The 16,553-nt window shown below is 65.9% G+C and carries 15 protein-coding genes and 1 tRNA gene; 7 read left to right on the top strand and 9 right to left on the bottom strand.

Translation table 11 applies throughout. The features are described from left to right. Window positions 1-17: 17 nt before the first annotated feature. From M2319_RS03120 to M2319_RS03105, 4 genes are all read left to right on the top strand, one after another. The gene (locus M2319_RS03120; protein WP_264599980.1) at window positions 18-524 is read left to right on the top strand and encodes a tripartite tricarboxylate transporter TctB family protein; all 507 of its coding nucleotides are present in this window, start codon (window positions 18-20) and stop codon (window positions 522-524) included. Between the two features lie 20 nt (window positions 525-544). Continuing rightward, window positions 545-2,053, top strand: coding sequence for a tripartite tricarboxylate transporter permease (locus tag M2319_RS03115; protein ID WP_264599979.1), 1,509 nt, complete (start codon window positions 545-547; stop codon window positions 2,051-2,053). Between the two features lie 8 nt (window positions 2,054-2,061). Then, complete coding sequence (locus tag M2319_RS03110; RefSeq protein ID WP_264599978.1) at window positions 2,062-3,222, top strand: mandelate racemase/muconate lactonizing enzyme family protein; 1,161 nt, start codon at window positions 2,062-2,064, stop codon at window positions 3,220-3,222. Between the two features lie 790 nt (window positions 3,223-4,012). Continuing rightward, window positions 4,013-6,583 carry a tetratricopeptide repeat protein gene (locus M2319_RS03105; protein ID WP_264599977.1) on the top strand — a complete coding sequence of 857 codons (2,571 nt, stop codon included), beginning with the start codon at window positions 4,013-4,015 and terminating at the stop codon, window positions 6,581-6,583. A gap of 114 nt (window positions 6,584-6,697) precedes the next feature. Here the strand turns inward: M2319_RS03105 and M2319_RS03100 are convergent. Next, window positions 6,698-6,774, bottom strand: a tRNA-Met gene (locus tag M2319_RS03100). Window positions 6,775-7,353: 579 nt separating this feature from the next. Between M2319_RS03100 and dsrE2 the strand changes: the two genes are divergently transcribed. From dsrE2 to M2319_RS03085, 3 genes are all read left to right on the top strand, one after another. Continuing rightward, window positions 7,354-7,857 carry a sulfur carrier protein DsrE2 gene (dsrE2, locus tag M2319_RS03095; RefSeq protein WP_264599976.1) on the top strand — a complete coding sequence of 168 codons (504 nt, stop codon included), beginning with the start codon at window positions 7,354-7,356 and terminating at the stop codon, window positions 7,855-7,857. A gap of 94 nt (window positions 7,858-7,951) precedes the next feature. Then, window positions 7,952-8,176 carry a sulfurtransferase TusA family protein gene (locus tag M2319_RS03090; RefSeq protein ID WP_111435625.1) on the top strand — a complete coding sequence of 75 codons (225 nt, stop codon included), beginning with the start codon at window positions 7,952-7,954 and terminating at the stop codon, window positions 8,174-8,176. Window positions 8,177-8,576: 400 nt separating this feature from the next. After that, the gene (locus M2319_RS03085; protein WP_264599975.1) at window positions 8,577-9,971 is read left to right on the top strand and encodes an OmpP1/FadL family transporter; all 1,395 of its coding nucleotides are present in this window, start codon (window positions 8,577-8,579) and stop codon (window positions 9,969-9,971) included. Between the two features lie 77 nt (window positions 9,972-10,048). Here the strand turns inward: M2319_RS03085 and M2319_RS03080 are convergent, their stop codons facing one another. The 8 genes from M2319_RS03080 to M2319_RS03045 all read right to left on the bottom strand — a co-directional run bounded on the left by M2319_RS03080 (window position 10,049) and on the right by M2319_RS03045 (window position 16,474). Further along, on the bottom strand, window positions 10,049-10,390 hold the full coding sequence (locus M2319_RS03080; protein ID WP_264599974.1) for a hypothetical protein: 342 nt from the start codon (window positions 10,388-10,390) through the stop codon (window positions 10,049-10,051). 34 nt (window positions 10,391-10,424) lie between these two features. After that, window positions 10,425-11,924: a siroheme synthase CysG gene (gene cysG, locus M2319_RS03075; RefSeq protein ID WP_264599973.1), complete on the bottom strand. Its 1,500-nt coding sequence runs from the start codon at window positions 11,922-11,924 to the stop codon at window positions 10,425-10,427. 18 nt (window positions 11,925-11,942) lie between these two features. Continuing rightward, window positions 11,943-12,158, bottom strand: coding sequence for a DUF6967 family protein (locus M2319_RS03070; RefSeq protein WP_264599972.1), 216 nt, complete (start codon window positions 12,156-12,158; stop codon window positions 11,943-11,945). A gap of 25 nt (window positions 12,159-12,183) precedes the next feature. Beyond that, entirely contained in the window at window positions 12,184-12,378 is a 195-nt protein-coding gene (locus M2319_RS03065) for a sulfur relay protein DsrC (protein WP_264599971.1), read from the bottom strand. A 13-nt stretch (window positions 12,379-12,391) separates the two neighbouring features. Then, the gene (locus M2319_RS03060) at window positions 12,392-13,318 is read right to left on the bottom strand and encodes a TauD/TfdA family dioxygenase (RefSeq protein WP_264599970.1); all 927 of its coding nucleotides are present in this window, start codon (window positions 13,316-13,318) and stop codon (window positions 12,392-12,394) included. Continuing rightward, window positions 13,315-14,721: a cobyrinate a,c-diamide synthase gene (locus tag M2319_RS03055; protein WP_264599969.1), complete on the bottom strand. Its 1,407-nt coding sequence runs from the start codon at window positions 14,719-14,721 to the stop codon at window positions 13,315-13,317. Before M2319_RS03055 ends, M2319_RS03060 begins: the two co-directional genes overlap by 4 nt. 56 nt (window positions 14,722-14,777) lie before the next feature. Continuing rightward, window positions 14,778-15,347, bottom strand: a complete 570-nt coding sequence (locus tag M2319_RS03050) for a DUF302 domain-containing protein (RefSeq protein ID WP_264599968.1) — start codon at window positions 15,345-15,347, stop codon at window positions 14,778-14,780. 119 nt (window positions 15,348-15,466) lie between these two features. After that, window positions 15,467-16,474, bottom strand: a complete 1,008-nt coding sequence (locus M2319_RS03045) for a glycosyl transferase family protein (protein ID WP_264599967.1) — start codon at window positions 16,472-16,474, stop codon at window positions 15,467-15,469. Window positions 16,475-16,553: the final 79 nt, after the last annotated feature.

Genomic DNA, 16,553 nt, shown 5'->3' with positions numbered 1-16,553 from the left:
CCGGATCGGGCCAAATCATGTCAGACATCGACGATACGGAAAGCGAAGGCCAGTCGATGGCCCGCAAGGGTCGCGACAAGCTGGCCGGAATCATCCTCCTGGTGATTTCCGGTGCCGCGCTGATCAATTCGCTGGCGATGGAGCGCATCGGAGAGGGGATCGACCGGGTACTCGGCGCGCCGGGCCTGACCCCGGGCTTTCTGTCCGCAGTGCTCGTCCTCCTGTCCATCGCCCTGATCGTGCGAAGCTGGTCGGCGCCGCTGCCGCGCCTGCCGCGCAGGCTTGGCGAGACGCAGAAGCGGATGATCACAGCGTTCGCGATCATATTTCTCTATATCGGCTCGCTCTACTGGGTGCCCTATTTCGTCTCGACGTTCGTGATGCTCGCGGTCTTCCAGATCGTCTTTGCCAGCCGCCCCCGTACGCTCCGCCACGTGCTCGGATGGGGCCTGGTCTACAGCGCGGCCGTAGCAGGCGCGCTTTATTACGTCTTCGGCGAAGTCTTCTACATTCCCCTGCCCTGAAACGCGGAGCCTGACGCACAATGCTCGGCCAGATTCTCAACATCCTGACCTCGCCGTCGATCATGCTGATCTCAGTCCTGGCGATGGCGTTCGGGATCCTGATGGGCGCGTTGCCCGGGCTTACGGCACCGATGGCGATGGCCCTGCTTCTGGGCTTCGTCTACACGCTGCCGACCGACGTATCGGTCGTCGCAATGGTGATGATCTTCATCGGCGGGGTCTACGGTGGCTCGATGTCGGCCATTCTGCTGAACATCCCCGGCGCGCCCGCGTCGGCCGCCACGGCGCTTGACGGGCATCCGCTGGCGCTGCAGGGGCGCGCCGGCGAGGCCATCGGCCTTTGCACCGTCTCCTCCGGCTTCGGCTCGTTCATGGGCGCGATCTTCATGGCGCTGCTGACGCCGTGGCTGGTCAAGTTCTCGCTTCAGTTCGCCTCGTGGGAACTGCTGTTCCTCGTCCTCTTCGGTGTCATCATCGCCGGCTCTCTGGCGGCTGAGGATCCGGTCAAGGGCTGGATGTCGGGCTTTCTCGGGCTGCTGATCGCGATGGTCGGTTTCGATGACCTCCATTCGGTGCCGCGCTTCACCTTCGGCTCGTCCTATCTGGCCGGAGGGGTCGGACTGATCGCCGCCATCGTCGGGCTTTTTGGCATCAGCCAGGTCGTCATCTCGATGGGCCCGCGCGAGAGCAACCAGCACTTCGCCACCCAGAACCTCAAGCGTGTGCTGCCCCGCTTCAGTGATCTGAAGGACAAGCTGCGGCTTTCGCTGCAATCGAGCGTCATCGGCACGCTCATCGGCATCCTGCCGGGCCTCGGCTCAGACCTCGGCGCCTGGGCCTCCTATTCCGCCGCCAAGCAGACGTCGAAGACCCCCGAGAAATTCGGCAAGGGATCCATCGAAGGGGTCGTCGCCGCCGAGACCGGAAACAACGCCGTCGTTCCGGGTTCGATCATTCCGGTGATCGCGCTCGGCCTTCCGGGAAGCGCGGGCGCTGCCATCTTCATGGCGGCGCTCTTCCTGCACGGGCTCAAGCCCGGCCCGACCTTCCTGATCGACAACCTCGACCTCTTTCACTACCTGGTCGCGGCGCTGCTGGTGGGAGCCGTGCTGCTGGTCATCGTCGGTCTGATCACGGCGCGGGCAATGATCAATGTGCTGCGGGTTCCGCGCGAGCATATCATGGCGGTCGTTGTCGCGCTGGCGGTGATCGGCGCCTATGCCTCCAAGCTCCAGTTCGACGATCTCTGGATGATGTTTGCCTTTGGCGCGATCGGCCTTGCCATGCGCGCCTTCGGCTTCTCGCTGGCGCCGCTGACGCTCGGCATCGTGCTCGGCCGGCCGCTGGACGAATACCTGCGCAATGCGCTGATCATCAGCCAGGGCGACCTGACCGAAATCTTCCAGCGGCCGATCGCGACGGTGCTCCTGTCGCTGATCGTTCTGTTCATGCTCGTCCGCGTGCCGTTCCTCCGCCGGTCGATATCGACCGGTATCGGCATGGCGCGCCTGTCCCGCGACAAGTCGTGAGCGGCGGTATGGACGGCCCGGGCGCACCGGCACTCGCGCGCCTGACGCTCTATCACTTCCGTCACAGGCTTTCGCGGCCGATCTCGACCATCATGGGCCCGGTCACGGCCCGTCCCGCGCTTGTCCTGAAGATCGAGGACACGGAAGGCGCGGCAGGATACGGCGAGATCTGGTGCAACTTCCCGCCCGATGGCGATCTGCACCGGATGCGGCTGGCGTGCAACATCCTGCCCGACGCCTTGAGCGCCATATCGGCGGGTCCGGAGACGGCCTTCTTCCAGCTGGCACGGCGTTTTCACAACCTGTCGCTTCAGGCGGGCGAGCCGGGGCCGCTGGCGCAGGTCGCGGCCGGTGCCGATATCGCCCTCGCCGATCTCGCCGCACGGCGGGCCGGCGTCCCGCTCGCCGTCCATCTCGGCGCCGAACGGGTCGGGCCGGTACCGGCCTATGCGAGCGGCATCAGCCCGGACATCTGGCCCGGGCAACTGGAACGGATGCGCGCCAGGGGCTTTCGCGATTTCAAGCTCCGCATCGGCTTCGGCGTCGAGGACAGCCTGCCCGAACTCGCCCGCATGGTCGCGGCGTTGGCGCCGGACGAACGTCTTCGCGTCGATGCCAACCAGTCCTGGTCGTTCGACACGGCACTGGCGCGGGTGCGGAAACTGGGCGCGTTCGATCTGCACTGGCTGGAAGAGCCCCTGCGCGCCGATGCGCCCTGGCCCGAATGGCAGCGCCTGGCCGACGCGAGCCCCGTCCCGCTGGCGGCCGGTGAGAATCTGCGCACCGCCGCCGACTTCGGCGCTGCCATCGCGTCCGGCGCGATCCGGGTCGTGCAGCCCGACATCTGCAAATGGGGCGGCCTCAACGGCGCTGCCGAGGTGGCCCGGCAGGCGTTGGCCGCGGGCCTGTCCTATTGCCCGCATTACCTTGGCGGCGGCGTCGGCCTGATGGCGTCGGCCCATCTGTTGGCGGCGGTCGGCGGTCCGGGACTGCTGGAGGTCGATTCCTCGGAAAATCCGCTGAGTGCCGGCCTCTCCGCCCACGACGGAAGCCTGGCCGAAGGCCGCTTTCCGATCCCCGACGCCCCCGGGCTCGGCTACGACCCCGATATCGCATGCTGCAGCGACATGCTGCGCGAAAAGATCGAAATCCCGCTCTCGGCATACTGACACGGCACGGGTCACGGTGAGACGACTGAGCTTGCGGAACGTATCCCGCGGCGTGAGCGGACGGGTCGGCAGTATCGGTCGATGACACAGTGCGAAACGATCAGGCAGCGATCGGCGGTTTCGGGGAAGCTGAACCGCGACGCGACCGACCATAGCGAAAGACTGCTGTGGGTCGGAACCGGTTGATCAGATCACTGCCGCCAAACTCACCCCGGACAGCTGCCCAAGATTTTCCATTTCACTGCCTGGCACTCCCTCTCGTCGATCGCACCTCGATCAAGAAGCACCTTGAGCATTTCGAGATGATCGGCGGCACTGGTCAATGGCTTTGAACCATCCCGGCGAAGCACCGCTCCGCCGCCTTCGGCGCAAGCTCCGATAAGGGCGCCGAACCAGCCGAGGCCGTTCCGCCAAAGACGGCGTTGAGGAGGAAGGGCCACCGGTCAGGGTGCTTGCGGGCGAAGGCGATGTGAGCCGCCCGGGCCGCTGGCGTCGGGGCGCACGGCGAAGGGCGGGTAGTCGCAGGCTGACATCTCAGTACTCCTAAACCCGCATGATGGGCCGCACCCGCTCGGTGACGGAAGGATCGGCCGGGTTGCAGCTCGGCCCCATGGGGCGATGAATCCAAATAGGGAAACGCCAGCGCGGAGGCGCGCTGGCGCCGCCTCGTTGAAAGGGGCCGCAAAAAATCCAGTATCCGAAGCCGAGATCATCCTGAGGCACATGCCTTACCGCAAGTTGCCGGGGCAGCGGCGGCGCGCTAGCATCCCGCGGTGTTTTGGGGGAACCGATGGCCGATCCAATAACGCTCGGAACCGTTGCAGTGGGCGGCCTGGCCTGGGTCGGCGCCGGCGTTGTCGGCAATTCCAGCTATCAGGGCGTCGTGGGCCTCGCCAGGGCGACCGGAAACCGGCTTGGCGGCCTTTTCGGCGTGCCCGAGGGCGATGACATCGCCCGCGCCGTGCGGCGCGGGCAACTGGCCGCTCTGGAACGCACCATTCGCGACTATTGGAAGGTCGGACGGCCGGAATGGCAGGACGAGCCCCATACCCGCCCGGAGATGTTTCACGAACAATCCTTGGACTTCTGCAAAAAAGCCGTCGGGCGCTGCCGCGACCTCACTTTGAAGGTCAACGACGACCTCACGCCTTACATGGTCGCAGCATTGGACGGGGCGCTGGCGGCGCGAACGGGGACGGCGGAGGCGGCGCAGGACGATCTCGCTACCCTGACCGAGGACGCCGTTCTGGACGAGCTTTGCCAGCACCTCGGCGGGGTTCGGCTGCCGGACGGGTTCGAAGACCATTTCCGGCAAGGGTCAGGCCAGTACCCCCGTTTCATGGACGCATTCGGCGCTTTCATCACCAGGGAGTTCCGGGACAACGACGGGTTTCACAGCGTTTTCATCGGCGGCAAACTCGCCGCGATCGAAGGTGTTGCCAACGACGCCGTCACCCTTCTGGCCAGCTTGGAACACCGCTTCGGATCAACGCTTGAACGCATCGACGCCCGCACCGACCGGATGGAAAGCGACGTCGTTGCGACCAGGGCCGGTGTCGAGGAAGTGCTGGCCATATTGAAAGCGGGCGGTGTCCTTTCTCGGGCCGAACAAGCAGGAATAACGGTCGAGGCGGTTCGCGCGATTGCCGTTCGTCTTTTCGACGAAAAGATCGCGGATGTCTCCCTTCTGCCGTCAATCGAAAAATGGATCGATCGCGCCCAGCAACAGCTCGGGCAGCAGAGCAACGAAGGAGACGCCTTCGAGGCTGCGCGCCGCGAAGCCGAAAGAAGGTTCCGCGAAGGGTGCATCGGCGAAGCCTCGCGCCCGTTCATGGAAGAGCTGGAACGGGAAGAACGGCAAGAGCAGGAACACCAGGAGGAAAGGCGACGCAAACGCAGCCGTCTCCTGGAAGAGGCGATCCGGTTCGATGAGCTGGCGTTTGATCCTTCGGCCGGTGTGGCAAAGCTGTTGTTGTTGGCGGAAAACGAGAGCATCGTTGGCGCGGCAGACCTTTCCCAATGGCTCGTTGACCGGGCCAAGTATTATAGGGATCGGGGCGAAACCAAGGGCGACAACGCGGCCCTTCTCTTCGCCATCGCCGCCTATCGCGCCGCCCTTGAGGAGCGGACCCGCGAGCGCGTCCCGCTCGACTGGGCGGCGACCCAGAACAATCTGGGCAACGCGCTTGGGATCCTCGGTGCGCGGGAAAGCGGTACGGAACGACTCAAAGAGGCCGTCGACGCCTATCGCGCCGCCCTTAAGGAGTGGACCCGCGAACGCGCGCCGCTCCAATGGGCGGCGGCTCAGAACAATCAGGGCAACGTGCTTCGTATCCTCGGCCAGCGGGAAAGCGGCAGGGAACGGCTTCAAGAGGCCGTCGACGCCTATCGCGCCGCCCTAGAGGAGTGGCCCCGCGAGCGCGCGCCGATCCAATGGGCGACGGCTCAGAACAATCTGGGCAACGCGCTGTCGACGCTCGGTGAGCGGGAAAGCGGCACGGAACGGCTCAAAGAGGCGGTCACCGCCTACCGCGCCGCCCTTGAGGAGCGGACCCGCGAGCGCGTGCCCCTCGACTGGGCGATGACCCAGAACAATCTCGGCACCGCGCTTCGGGATCTCGGCGAACGGGAAAGCGGAACGGAACGGCTCAAAGAGGCCGTTGCCGCCTACCGCGCCGCCCTTGAAGAGCTAACCCGCGAGCGCGTGCCGCTCGACTGGGCGGCGACCCAGGACAATCTGGGCAACGCGCTTAAGACCCTCGGCGAACGGGAAAGCAGTACGGAACGGCTCGAAGGCGCCGCCGCCGCCTACCGCGCCGCCCTTGAGGAGCGGACCCGCGAGCGCGTGCCCCTCCAATGGGCGGCGACCCAGAACAACCTGGGCAACGTGCTGTCGAGGCTCGGCGAGCGGGAAAGCGGCACGGAACGGCTCAACGAGGCCGTCGACGCCTATCGCGTCGCCCTCAAAGAGCGGACCCGGGAGCGCGTGCCCCTCGACTGGGCGATGACCCAGAACAATCTCGGCACCGCGCTTGCGACCCTCGGCCGACGGGAAAGCAGCACGGAACGGCTTGAGGAGGCCGTTGCCGCCTACTGCGCCGCACTTGAGGAGTGGACCAGCGAGCGCGTGCCGCTCCAATGGGCGGGGACCCAGAACAATCTCGGCGCCGTGCTTGCGACGCTTGGCGAACGGGAAATCGTTACGGCACGGCTAGAAGAGGCCGTCGCCGCCTTTCGCGCTGCCCTTGAGGTTTTCACAGTCGAGGAACACCCGCTCTTTTGGAAGATAACGACGGATAACTTGAACAGAACCTCCGAGGAAATACGTCAGCGTTCAAACGACCCCTCGAATGAGCCTTGAGCGCTTTCGGCGCAGCTCGATTGTTGCCATCTTTTCTTGTTCACCGCGTCATTTATTTTGGCGCGCGACGCCGACAACAAAAGAATATAACATTTTGGCCTAACAAGGAAATCTTGGTAGCGGGGGAGGGACTCGAACCCCCGACACGCGGATTATGATTCCGCTGCTCTAACCAACTGAGCTACCCCGCCACATGTCCCTGCCGCCCATCGTAAAAGGCGCGGCGCGCCCGCCTGTCGCTGCCGGGGGTCTCGAGCAAACCCCGTTGTCGGCAGCTCCGCCGTCGGCCTTGGCGCGACGTCGGGGCGACGTCCGTCTGGCCTTGGCCCAGGGAGCGAAGACAGCGGCGATATAAGGGCGGTCAAACCGTGCTGTCAACTCCGGAAATCGCCGCCCTTGGCCGCCCCGCGCCGGCGGGCGCTCGCCGGCGCCGCCGCCGGCTGCCGGCAACACCGTTGAGCCGCCATCGCGACCTGCCCGGCGGGCCTTGCGACCGCCTCTACCCAATGCCGGGCCCTCGACGCCGACCCCCGCCTTTCTACCGTCTTCGGATGCTTGCGGGGCGGGCGCGCAGCGGCCGTTTCCTCGCCTCACCCGGCCAAATCTGGTAACGTTGGATCATAAACCGTTGATGCGGCGCGGCTCCGGGGCAACCCGATCTTGACATTCGCTTTTTAACAACTGCTAATGGACGATCAAATCAAAGAGAAACGGCCGCCGACCCGCCGACGTTGCAGAACGGCCGCCGAACGCAAGGGGAGAATCCGACCATGGCCGATGACGCCGAGGGCACGAATACCAAGACGATGACCATCATCGTCACCAAGGGAACACTCGACTGGGCCTATCCGCCCTTCATCCTCGGCTCGACGGCCGCGGCGATGGGCGTCGACGTGCAGATGTTCTTTACCTTCTACGGCCTGACGCTCTTAAAGAAGGACCTCAACCTGAAGGTCTCGCCGCTCGGCAATCCGGCGATGGAAATGCCGATGATGGGCGGCCACATGTCGATGCCGAATATCGTCGGCGTGATGCCGGGCGTCACCTCGCTCGCCAGCACCATGATGAAGAACATGACGAAGAAGAAGGGTGTCGCCTCCATCGAGGAACTGCGCGAGATGGCGATCGAGGCCGACGTCAAGATGGTCGCCTGCCAGATGACGCTCGATCTCTTCGAATACTCCCAGAAGGATCTCATCGACGACATCGAACTGGGCGGCGCGGCGACCTATATCGACATGGCGCTGAAGTCCGACGTAAACCTGTTCATCTGACCCCCGGAGCCGGCCCCCGTGCGCCACGCACTGCCCGAGCGGTCGGGCCGCGGCGGCGGGCGCTGCTAGAAGCATGTGAGGAAGAGGAGACCCCATGGCTGACGTAATGCTGGATGCGAAGGGCCTGAATTGCCCGCTGCCGATCCTGAAGGCGAAGAAAGCGATCAAGACGGTGCCGTCGGGCGGCACCCTGGAAGTGCTGTCGACCGACCCCGGTTCGGTCGCCGATTTCGCCGCCTTCTGCCGCACCACCGGCAACGAGCTTCTGGAATCCGGCCAGGACGGCGACACCTACCGGTTCGTGATCAAGCACGTCTAAAGCGTCGTCCCGAACCGGCGGTCCGCGAAAGCGAAAAGTGGAGACCGGCTTTCGGAAAAGGCGACCCGTCAAACCTGAAAATCAGGGCGTTTGGGGCGATTCCGTCATCGTCCCAAACGCCCTAAGGCGCTGCGATTACGGTATTTTTAAAACCACATTCGCATATATAAATATTAGCGAATGTTGCAGAATTACATCAGACGACGGCCGATCCTGTTGCTAAGATCGGCCGTCGTTTTTCGTTGATCCTCCCTTTTGCGCAAGGTCAGGCGCGGCACAAGAACCAAGAAAAATCGCGAATTGCCGGGGGGCGAGGCGGACGACTGAAGGACCGGCAGGCAGAACGGCCGAACAGAACGGCCCGGCATTGCCGGAATCAGGCATCCTTTGGGGGGAATTCATGAATACCAGAACATTTGCGGTCTCCATTCTTGCCCTTTCGGCGTCGGCGCTGATGGCGCTTCCGGCTGCCGCCACCGAGGGCTATTTCCAGCATGGCTACGGCGCCCGCTCCAAGGCGCTCGCCGGCGCCGGCGTCGCCGACTCGGCCGACGCCACGGCCCCTGCCAACAACCCGGCCGGGCTCGTCAATGCCGGCGACCAGATCGATTTCGCGTTCTCGCTGTTCAGCCCGCGCCGCAGCTTCAAGGGCACCGGCGGCTTCGGCTTTACCCCGCTCGGCGAGTACGACAGCGGCAGCGAATATTTCGCGATGCCGAACATGGCCGTCAGCTACAAGCTCGACGCCGACAGCGCCATCGGCCTGATGGTCATCGGCAATGGCGGCATGAACACCGACTGGAGCGCGATGCCGCGCACCTTCACCAACGGCCCCTGCATCAACCCGGTATCGGGCCTGCCACGGCCGTTTGCGCGGGGCACCTATTGTAACGGCAAGGCCGGCGTCAATCTCGGCCAGATGCTGATCGGCGCCACCTATGCCCGGCGCATGGGCCCGGTCTCCTTCGGCCTGACGCCGATGCTCGCCGTGCAGTGGTTCAAGGCGCAGGGCCTCGGCGCCTTCGCCGGCTCGTCCAACAGCCCGGGCAACCTCACCGGCAACCAGCACGACTGGTCCTATGGCGGCGGCTTCCGGGGCGGCCTGCAGTTCGACGTCACCGACCGCATCCGCCTCGGCCTCGCCGGCCAGACGCCGATGTGGATGACCAAGCTCGACGACTATTCGGGCCTCTTTGCCAATGGCGGCGAGTTCGACATCCCGCCGAGCGCCACCATCGGCGTCGCCTTCGACGCAACGCCGGACGTCACGCTGATGTTCGACTACCAGCGGATCTGGTACTCCACCGTCGATGCCATCGGCAATCCGTCGCGCAACATCCTGACCTGCCCGCCGGGCGGCGGCGCGCCGGGCTGTCTCGGCGGCTCCAACGGCGCCGGCTTCGGCTGGGAAGACGTCGACATCTTCAAGGTCGCCGTGGAATGGAACGCCACGCAGGACCTGACCCTGCGCGCCGGCTATGCCTACAACACCCAGCCGATCAACGGCCGCGACGCGATGTTCAACATCCTCGCCCCGGGCGTCGTCCAGCACCACATCACCGGCGGTCTGAAATACGACGTCAACGAGCGGAACTCCTTCGAGCTGACCGGCGCGTTCATGCCGAAGACGACGATCCACGGCCGCGAGCTGCCGCCACCCTTCGGCGCCGGAGCCGGCCACGGCGTCGACCTGTCGATGAGCCAGTTCGACATTACGGCAGGCTGGACCTACCGTTTCGGCGACCTGACGCCGAGCGTCGATCTCGACGACGAGCCGGTCATCCGCAAGTACTGAAGGCCGCTCACTTCGTACATGCCGGACGCCGCGATCCCACGGGATCGCGGCGTTTTTCTTGCGCTCCTGCCGGCCGGCTATTTCGACAGCAGAAAGAAGGCGAGCGGCGGGATCGCGTAGACCAGTCCGGCGCCGAGATACGCCGGCGCCCTGTCGCCGCCCTTGCCGTGGACGAAAAGGATCAGCGCCCTCGCCCCGATGCCGGCCGCAACGCCGACGAAGCCGGCGACGACCAGAAGCGCGACGAACAGCTTTTCGGAAAAGCCGAGCCCATCCGGCGGCTCCCAGCAGGTCACCACCCAGACAGCGACGACGGCCCAGGCCGCGGCGAGCGCCCCGAGCGTGCGCCAGCCGGGCACCAGAAGCACCGGCAGGCCGCAGACGGCATAGATCAGAACGAGCCGGGTCGCCTCGCCCATGGGAGCCTCCGCAATCGCGAGGCGGCGCGCCCGCTCAGGCGAATTCGCTGGTTTCCACCGGATCGAAGGGCATGGCGTGCAGGCAGTCGCCCTCGTCGGAGGCGGCCGAGGACGGATGGTACCAGTTGAGCCGGGCGCGCAAGGTCACGACGGTGCCGAGGATGGTCAGGGCCGGCGCCTCGATGCCGGCCTCGGCGACCTTGTCGGCGATGTCGGTGACGGTGCCGGTGACGACGCGCTGGCTGCGGCGGGTGGCGTTTTCCACCACGGCCACCGGCAGGTCCGGATCGGCGCCGCGGGCGAGGAACTCGCGGGTCAGTTCCGGCAGCATCGACAGGCCCATATAGACGACGACGGTCTGGGCCGGCTGCAGCAGCGTCTTCCAGTCGAGGTCGAGGCGGCCGTTCTTGCCGTGGCCGGTGACGAAGACGCAGGCCTGGGCATGGTCGCGGTGGGTCAGCGGAATGCCGGCATAGGCCGAGGCGCCGGTCGCCGCGGTAATGCCGGGCACCACCTGGAACGGGATCTCCGACAGCGCCAGGCGCTCGATCTCCTCGCCGCCGCGCCCGAAGATGAAGGGATCGCCGCCCTTCAGCCGCAGCACCCGCTTGCCCTCTTGCGCCAGCCGCACCATCAGCTCGGAGATGTCCTCCTGGGGCATGGTGTGGTCGCGGTTCATCTTGCCCACATAGATGCGCTCCGCGTCGCGGCGCACCAGATTGAGCAGGCAGTCGCTGATGAGGCGATCGTAGAGCACGACGTCGGCGCGCTGGATGAGGCGGAGCGCCCGGAAGGTCAGGAGATCCGGATCGCCGGGGCCGGCGCCGACGAGATAGACCTCGCCGACGGTCGGGCGCGCCGCCTCCCGGCGCGCGGCCTCAAGCTCGCTGTTCAGCGTCGCCTCGGCCTTTTCGGTCGAGCCGGAAAGCACCAGGTCGGCGACGGGGCCGTCGATGATGCGCTCCCAGAAGCGGCGGCGGGCGGGGCCGTCGGTGATCGCCTCCATGACCCGGCCGCGCAATTCGCCGACGAAACGGGCGAGCCTTCCATAGGCGGACGGCAGCATGGTCTCCAGCCGCGCCTTGATGATGCGGGCAAGGATCGGCGAGGTGCCGGAGGAGGAAATGGCGATCAACAGCGGATCGCGGTCGACGACCGCCGGGGTGACGAAGTCGCAATAGTCCGGGCTGTCGACGATGTTGACGAGGGTTCCCGCTTCCCTGGCGAGCTTGTGGACGGCGAGATCGATCTCCCGGTCCTCCGCCGCGCCATAGGCGAGGATGGCGCCCGCGAAGTGTTCGCTGCGGGGCGTCTCGGCGAGCACGGTCAGGTTCGGGTGGTCGGCCCACTCCTTGAAGTCGTCATTGACGCTGTCAGCCAGCACCGTGACGCGCGCGCCGGCGCGCAGCGCATGGTCGGCCTTTCGCGCCGCGGCCGTGCCGCCACCGACGACAATGACGCGCTTGTCGCGAATATCGAGGAAGATCGGCAATTGCTCCATCGATCCGTCGAAGCTCCTCATGCGGCGCGGCATCCCGCGCCTTCCTTGTCCTCAGGCCCCTTCGGCCCTGTCCGCCCAGCCCTGCATGGCCCCCGCCCAGCGCGACGCCGTTTCCGCGTCGATGTCGACGGAGGTGATGCGCTTGCCCTCGCGGATGGTGACGCGAAGCAAGGTCATGCCGCTGTCGAAGGTGACTTCCTTCAGGGTGACTTCGCGCCCGTAGGGCGCGGCGATCTTTTCCAGTTGGGTAATGTCTTCGCTACTCAAAACGCTGTCTGTCCTGGACTGTGTGCTAGACCCTGTCGCCCCAATAAAAGGCGGTCTCCAGCTTGATTTCCCAGTTTCGGGGCGTATCGCGATAGTCCGGTTTGACGTCGAAATGCAAGAACCGCTCGCCGCTTTTCGCCGCCTCGACGACGAGTTTCTTCAGGTCCTCGAACGTCGTCACTTCCGGATGCTGGATGATCAGGTCGCTGAGATTTGCCATTTTGTCGAAGCCCTTATGCGGCCGCGGCCGACCGTACTCCGATACGGTCGATATAGCGTGCGCGGAAGTAAAGTCTCGTCCGGCCCGGCCGGTGATCGTCGACGAAACCGGTCCGGTCGTGGAGGACGTTGTTGCAGATGACGCCTTCGCCCGCCCCGAGCCGATAGCGGAAAAGCAGCGGGTCGTCGCTTTGCAGAATGTCGCGGAGCGCGGCGACGGCCTCTGTCGTCTCCGCGTTCTCGCGCCACACGATGTTGCGCTTGCGCTCGGTGAAGCGCATCAGCAGCGCGCCCGTCGCCGGGTCGAGGGAAAAGACCGGGCCGGTCGCGCGCGGACGCGTGCTGCCGTCCGGCTCCACATGTTCCGGGATCGCCATGGCGTCTTCGTGCATCAGGGCTTTGATGAGCGCCGGGTCGCGGTCGCGCAGGCGGATATAGGCGATCTCCGGATCGAAGAGGCCGTTCTCGCCGCCCTCCGCCGCCGGGCGCACGCAATGGAGGAGCATGGCGCGGATCGGCGCCTCGGGCGGATTGTAGTAGCCGTCGGTGTGCCAGCGGATCGGCTTGTCCGTATAGGGGATGAAGCCATGACGTCCGCCCTGCCCTTCCCGCACCACTTCCAGGGCCACCAGGCCCTCCTCGTCCATCGAACGGTGGGCCTCCAGGTGCCGCAGGCCGAAGATCTCGGCAAAGGCGCGAAGGCGCTGGCGCACGGTCGCCGGGTCGTCGCAATGGCTCCGGCAACGGTAGATCGCCATATTGGCGCGGGCGTTGAGATCGACGATGGCGGCGCGCTCGGCCGCCGTCACCGCGCCGATATTGCCGACCTCGACGATGAGCTCGGCGGCGCTCTTCGGGAAGTTGGCGAGCTTTTCGGCGCGCCAGGCCTGATACGCGGCGTCGTTGCCGAGGTCGAAGGGCAATGCCGTGGAGCCGATCACGAGACGATCTCCTCGGCGACCGGGGCAGCGGCCTCTCGCTGTGCCTTTTGGGCGCGCATGAAGGCGACGAAGCGCTCGACCCAGCGGTTGGCGGCGGTCGAGCGCAGATGGCTGAAGCCAGCAACGAGATTGCCGCGGACGATGCCGTCGTTGGTCCCGTCGATGCCGTGGCCGCGGGCGACGCGGCAGGCAAAGACGGTGTCCCTTGCGACGTTTTCGAGGCCGGCATAGTGGAACTCGTGGGCGTGGATCGGCATGCCGTCTTCGGCCAGCGGCCAGGGGGCGGCGCCGGTCGGCTCCAGGCAGACGAGGCCGCGTCCCTGCGGGCGCTCGTGCATCACCGCATCGGCGGCAACGGCACCGACCATGGTGTGCCGTGCGCCGTGCCAGGTGAGCGTGCGGCAGAGATACATGAGGCCGCCGCATTCGGCGTAGGTCGGAAGACCGTTCGCGATGGCGCGGGCGATGCGGCAGCGCAGGCGATGGTTGTCTTCCAGCTCGGCCATATGGGTTTCGGGAAAGCCGCCGCCGATGAAGAGGCCATCGCATTGCGGCAGGGCGGTGTCGTGCATGGTGTCGAAGAAGACGGGTTTTGCGCCGGCCGCGGCGAAGGCTTCCAGGTCGTCCTGGTAATAAAAGCCGAAGGCGGCGTCGCGGGCGATCGCCACCGTCAGGTCCGGCCGCGGCATTGCCGGAACCGATGCAAGGGGCTCGAGCGCCGGCGCGGTCTCGGCGATCGCGATGAGCGTGTCGAGGTCGACGCCGGCGGCAATTGCGTCGGCAAGGCGCGCGACCTGGCGGTCGCGGTGGTCGGTGTCACCGGGCGTCGTCAGGCCGAGATGGCGTTCCGGAACGCCGAGCGAGGGGTCGCGGCCGATGGCGCCGATCACCGGCACGTCGGTGTAGTGTTCCAGCACCGCGCGGACCTTTTCCTCCTGGCGGGCGGAGACGACGCTGTTGAGGATGACGCCGGCGATCCGCACGTCCGGGTCGAACTGCTGGTAGCCGAGGACGAGCGGCGCGGCGCCGCGCGTGATGCCTTCCACGTTGAGGACGAGGACGACGGGGCTTTCCGTCAGCTTGGCAAGCGCCGCGTTGCAGTCGCCACCCGTGACGTCGAGGCCGTCATAGAGCCCCTTGTTGCCCTCGATGAGGCCGATGTCGGCGCCGTCCATCCCGGCCGCGAAGAGGCCGCGGATCTCGTCCGCATCCATGGTGTTGAAGTCGAGATTGTAGCAGGGCCGGCCGGCGGCGCGGGAGAGCCACATCGGGTCGATGTAGTCGGGCCCCTTCTTGAACGGCTGCACCGTCCTGCCGCGGCGCCCGAGGGCCGCAGAAAGCCCGACGGAGACCACCGTCTTGCCGGACGACATGTGGGCTGCGGAGAGATAGATATGGGCCACGTTACCCTTCCCGGAACACCTGTCCTGCCGGCGTCAGCCCGCCGATCGCGAGCTCATCAAAAATCGCCTTCCGCGCCGCGCTTCAGCACCGCCTTCATGATGTCCTTGACCTCAAGCGCCTCCTTCTTCAACTCCTCCGGCAGCGGCTTGCCGCCATGGATCATCATGTCCATGTCGAGGGTGTAGATCCAAAGGGCGCCGGTCTTGTCCTCCACCAGCGAGACCCGGCACGGCAGATAGGCGGCATAGGCGATGTCGAACTCGATCATCTTGGCCGCCGTCAGCGGGTTGCAGTACATGTAGATCTTGATCTTCTGGCCGGGCTCGCCGGTCATCGCCTCGACCTGGTCGGACAGCGGCAGCTCGCCGACGCCCTTGATGTTGCGCTCGATCGCCACCGACTTGATGGACTCGTCGACTTCCTCGAAGCTGAGACCGTCCTTGACCCTGGCCTTCCAGACCGTGGCCTCGGCCGGGCTGCCGGTGGCGAGCAGTTGCGTCGCCATCCGCGTATAGGTCTCGGCCGCCTTGTCGTCGAACGACGAGAGCGCCGACAGGCTCGGCCCGATCGTGACGGCGAGATAGACGACGCCGGCGACGGCGACGAGCCCAATCAGGGCGAACAAGTTCCACAGTAACCGCATATTTCCTCCCCCGTTGCGCCGTCTTTTGATATCGCGGCGCGTTGTTGGCTATGCGGTCATATCACCACATCTGAATGCAAGACGGAAGCGGCACGCCTTTTTCAGGCGACGGCCGGAAAACCGGCCGTGTCGCGCGCCTTCCACATCGCCTCGGCCGCCCCTTGCGCCTCTTCGAGCGAGCCGGCGCGGCGCATCACCTTCAGGGCCAGCGCCACCGTGCCGGTGACCGCCGCCTCGGCGTAGTCGTCCGCGAACTCGCCGCGCCACAGGGCGGTGAGCCGCGAAATATCCATATCCTCGTCGGCGCCCTGGCGCGGCTCCGGCAAGAGCGGCGGCCAGACCTCCTCGCCGGCAACGCCGTCATGGACGGTCCAGACCTCGCAGGGCTTGTTGGGCCGGCGCTCCACCTCGCCGCCCTCGCCCCGGAACACGGCCATATTGGGCTCGCCGAGCACCTTCGCCGCGCCGCGGTGGATGTCCATATAGCCGGGGTGGAAGATGCCCTGGATGGTGGCCGGCGCCTTGAACGGATTGACCATCCGGGAAAGCGTGTGGACCGGCGAGCGCAGGCCGAGGACTGGCCTCAGCTCGATCAGGTGCTTCAGCTTCGGCGAGATGACTTCCAACGGCATGTAGGAAAAATTGGTGGCGGCAAGCTGGGCGGCCGCCTCGTCGAAGCTGCCGGCGATGGAAAGGCCGAGCTGTTCGAGCGTCTCGCGGGTGTAGAGCCGGCCGGCCGTATGGCCTTCGGTGCCGTGCATGAAGACCTTGATGCCGTTCCGCGCCAGAAGCATGGCCGAGAGCACGAACCAGGGAAGCTGGCGGCGCTTGCCGGCATAGGACGACCAGTCGAGGTCGACCTTCGGCGCGCCGGCTGGAATGGCGACGTGGCTGCGCACGGCCCGGACGAAGCCGGCGATCTCCTCCGGGCTTTCCTCCTTGACGCGCAGGAGCATCAGGAAGGCGCCGACCTGCTCGGGCAGGACGCGGCCCTCGATGATCATCGACATCGCCTCTTCCGCCTCGTCGACGGTGAGCGAGCGGGTCAGGGTCTTGCCGCGGCCGAGAATGGCGACGAACCGCGCAAAGGGATGCGGCTCAGGGGTCATGACGAAAGCTCCGAAATGGTCGCGTTAAAGCTCAATAATGATCGCATTCTTTGCATGTTTCGATCTAGCGATATCCGGC

Source organism: Rhodobium gokarnense (assembly GCF_025961475.1).
GTDB lineage: Bacteria > Pseudomonadota > Alphaproteobacteria > Rhizobiales > Rhodobiaceae > Rhodobium > Rhodobium gokarnense.
Note: the sequence above shows the minus strand (reverse complement) of the source record. Positions and strands in the feature narration are given on the sequence as shown.

What these genes read in the sequence shown, in the direction of transcription:
- M2319_RS03045 (WP_264599967.1), bottom strand. Translation starts at nt 16,474, where the DNA reads ATGACCCCTGAGCCGCATCCCTTTGCGCGGTTCGTCGCCATTCTCGGC.
- M2319_RS03110 (WP_264599978.1), top strand. Translation starts at nt 2,062, where the DNA reads ATGGACGGCCCGGGCGCACCGGCACTCGCGCGCCTGACGCTCTATCAC.
- cysG (WP_264599973.1), bottom strand. Translation starts at nt 11,924, where the DNA reads ATGCCGCGCCGCATGAGGAGCTTCGACGGATCGATGGAGCAATTGCCG.
- M2319_RS03065 (WP_264599971.1), bottom strand. Translation starts at nt 12,378, where the DNA reads ATGGCAAATCTCAGCGACCTGATCATCCAGCATCCGGAAGTGACGACG.
- M2319_RS03090 (WP_111435625.1), top strand. Translation starts at nt 7,952, where the DNA reads ATGGCTGACGTAATGCTGGATGCGAAGGGCCTGAATTGCCCGCTGCCG.
- M2319_RS03080 (WP_264599974.1), bottom strand. Translation starts at nt 10,390, where the DNA reads ATGGGCGAGGCGACCCGGCTCGTTCTGATCTATGCCGTCTGCGGCCTG.
- M2319_RS03085 (WP_264599975.1), top strand. Translation starts at nt 8,577, where the DNA reads ATGAATACCAGAACATTTGCGGTCTCCATTCTTGCCCTTTCGGCGTCG.
- M2319_RS03120 (WP_264599980.1), top strand. Translation starts at nt 18, where the DNA reads ATGTCAGACATCGACGATACGGAAAGCGAAGGCCAGTCGATGGCCCGC.
- M2319_RS03115 (WP_264599979.1), top strand. Translation starts at nt 545, where the DNA reads ATGCTCGGCCAGATTCTCAACATCCTGACCTCGCCGTCGATCATGCTG.
- dsrE2 (WP_264599976.1), top strand. Translation starts at nt 7,354, where the DNA reads ATGGCCGATGACGCCGAGGGCACGAATACCAAGACGATGACCATCATC.
- M2319_RS03105 (WP_264599977.1), top strand. Translation starts at nt 4,013, where the DNA reads ATGGCCGATCCAATAACGCTCGGAACCGTTGCAGTGGGCGGCCTGGCC.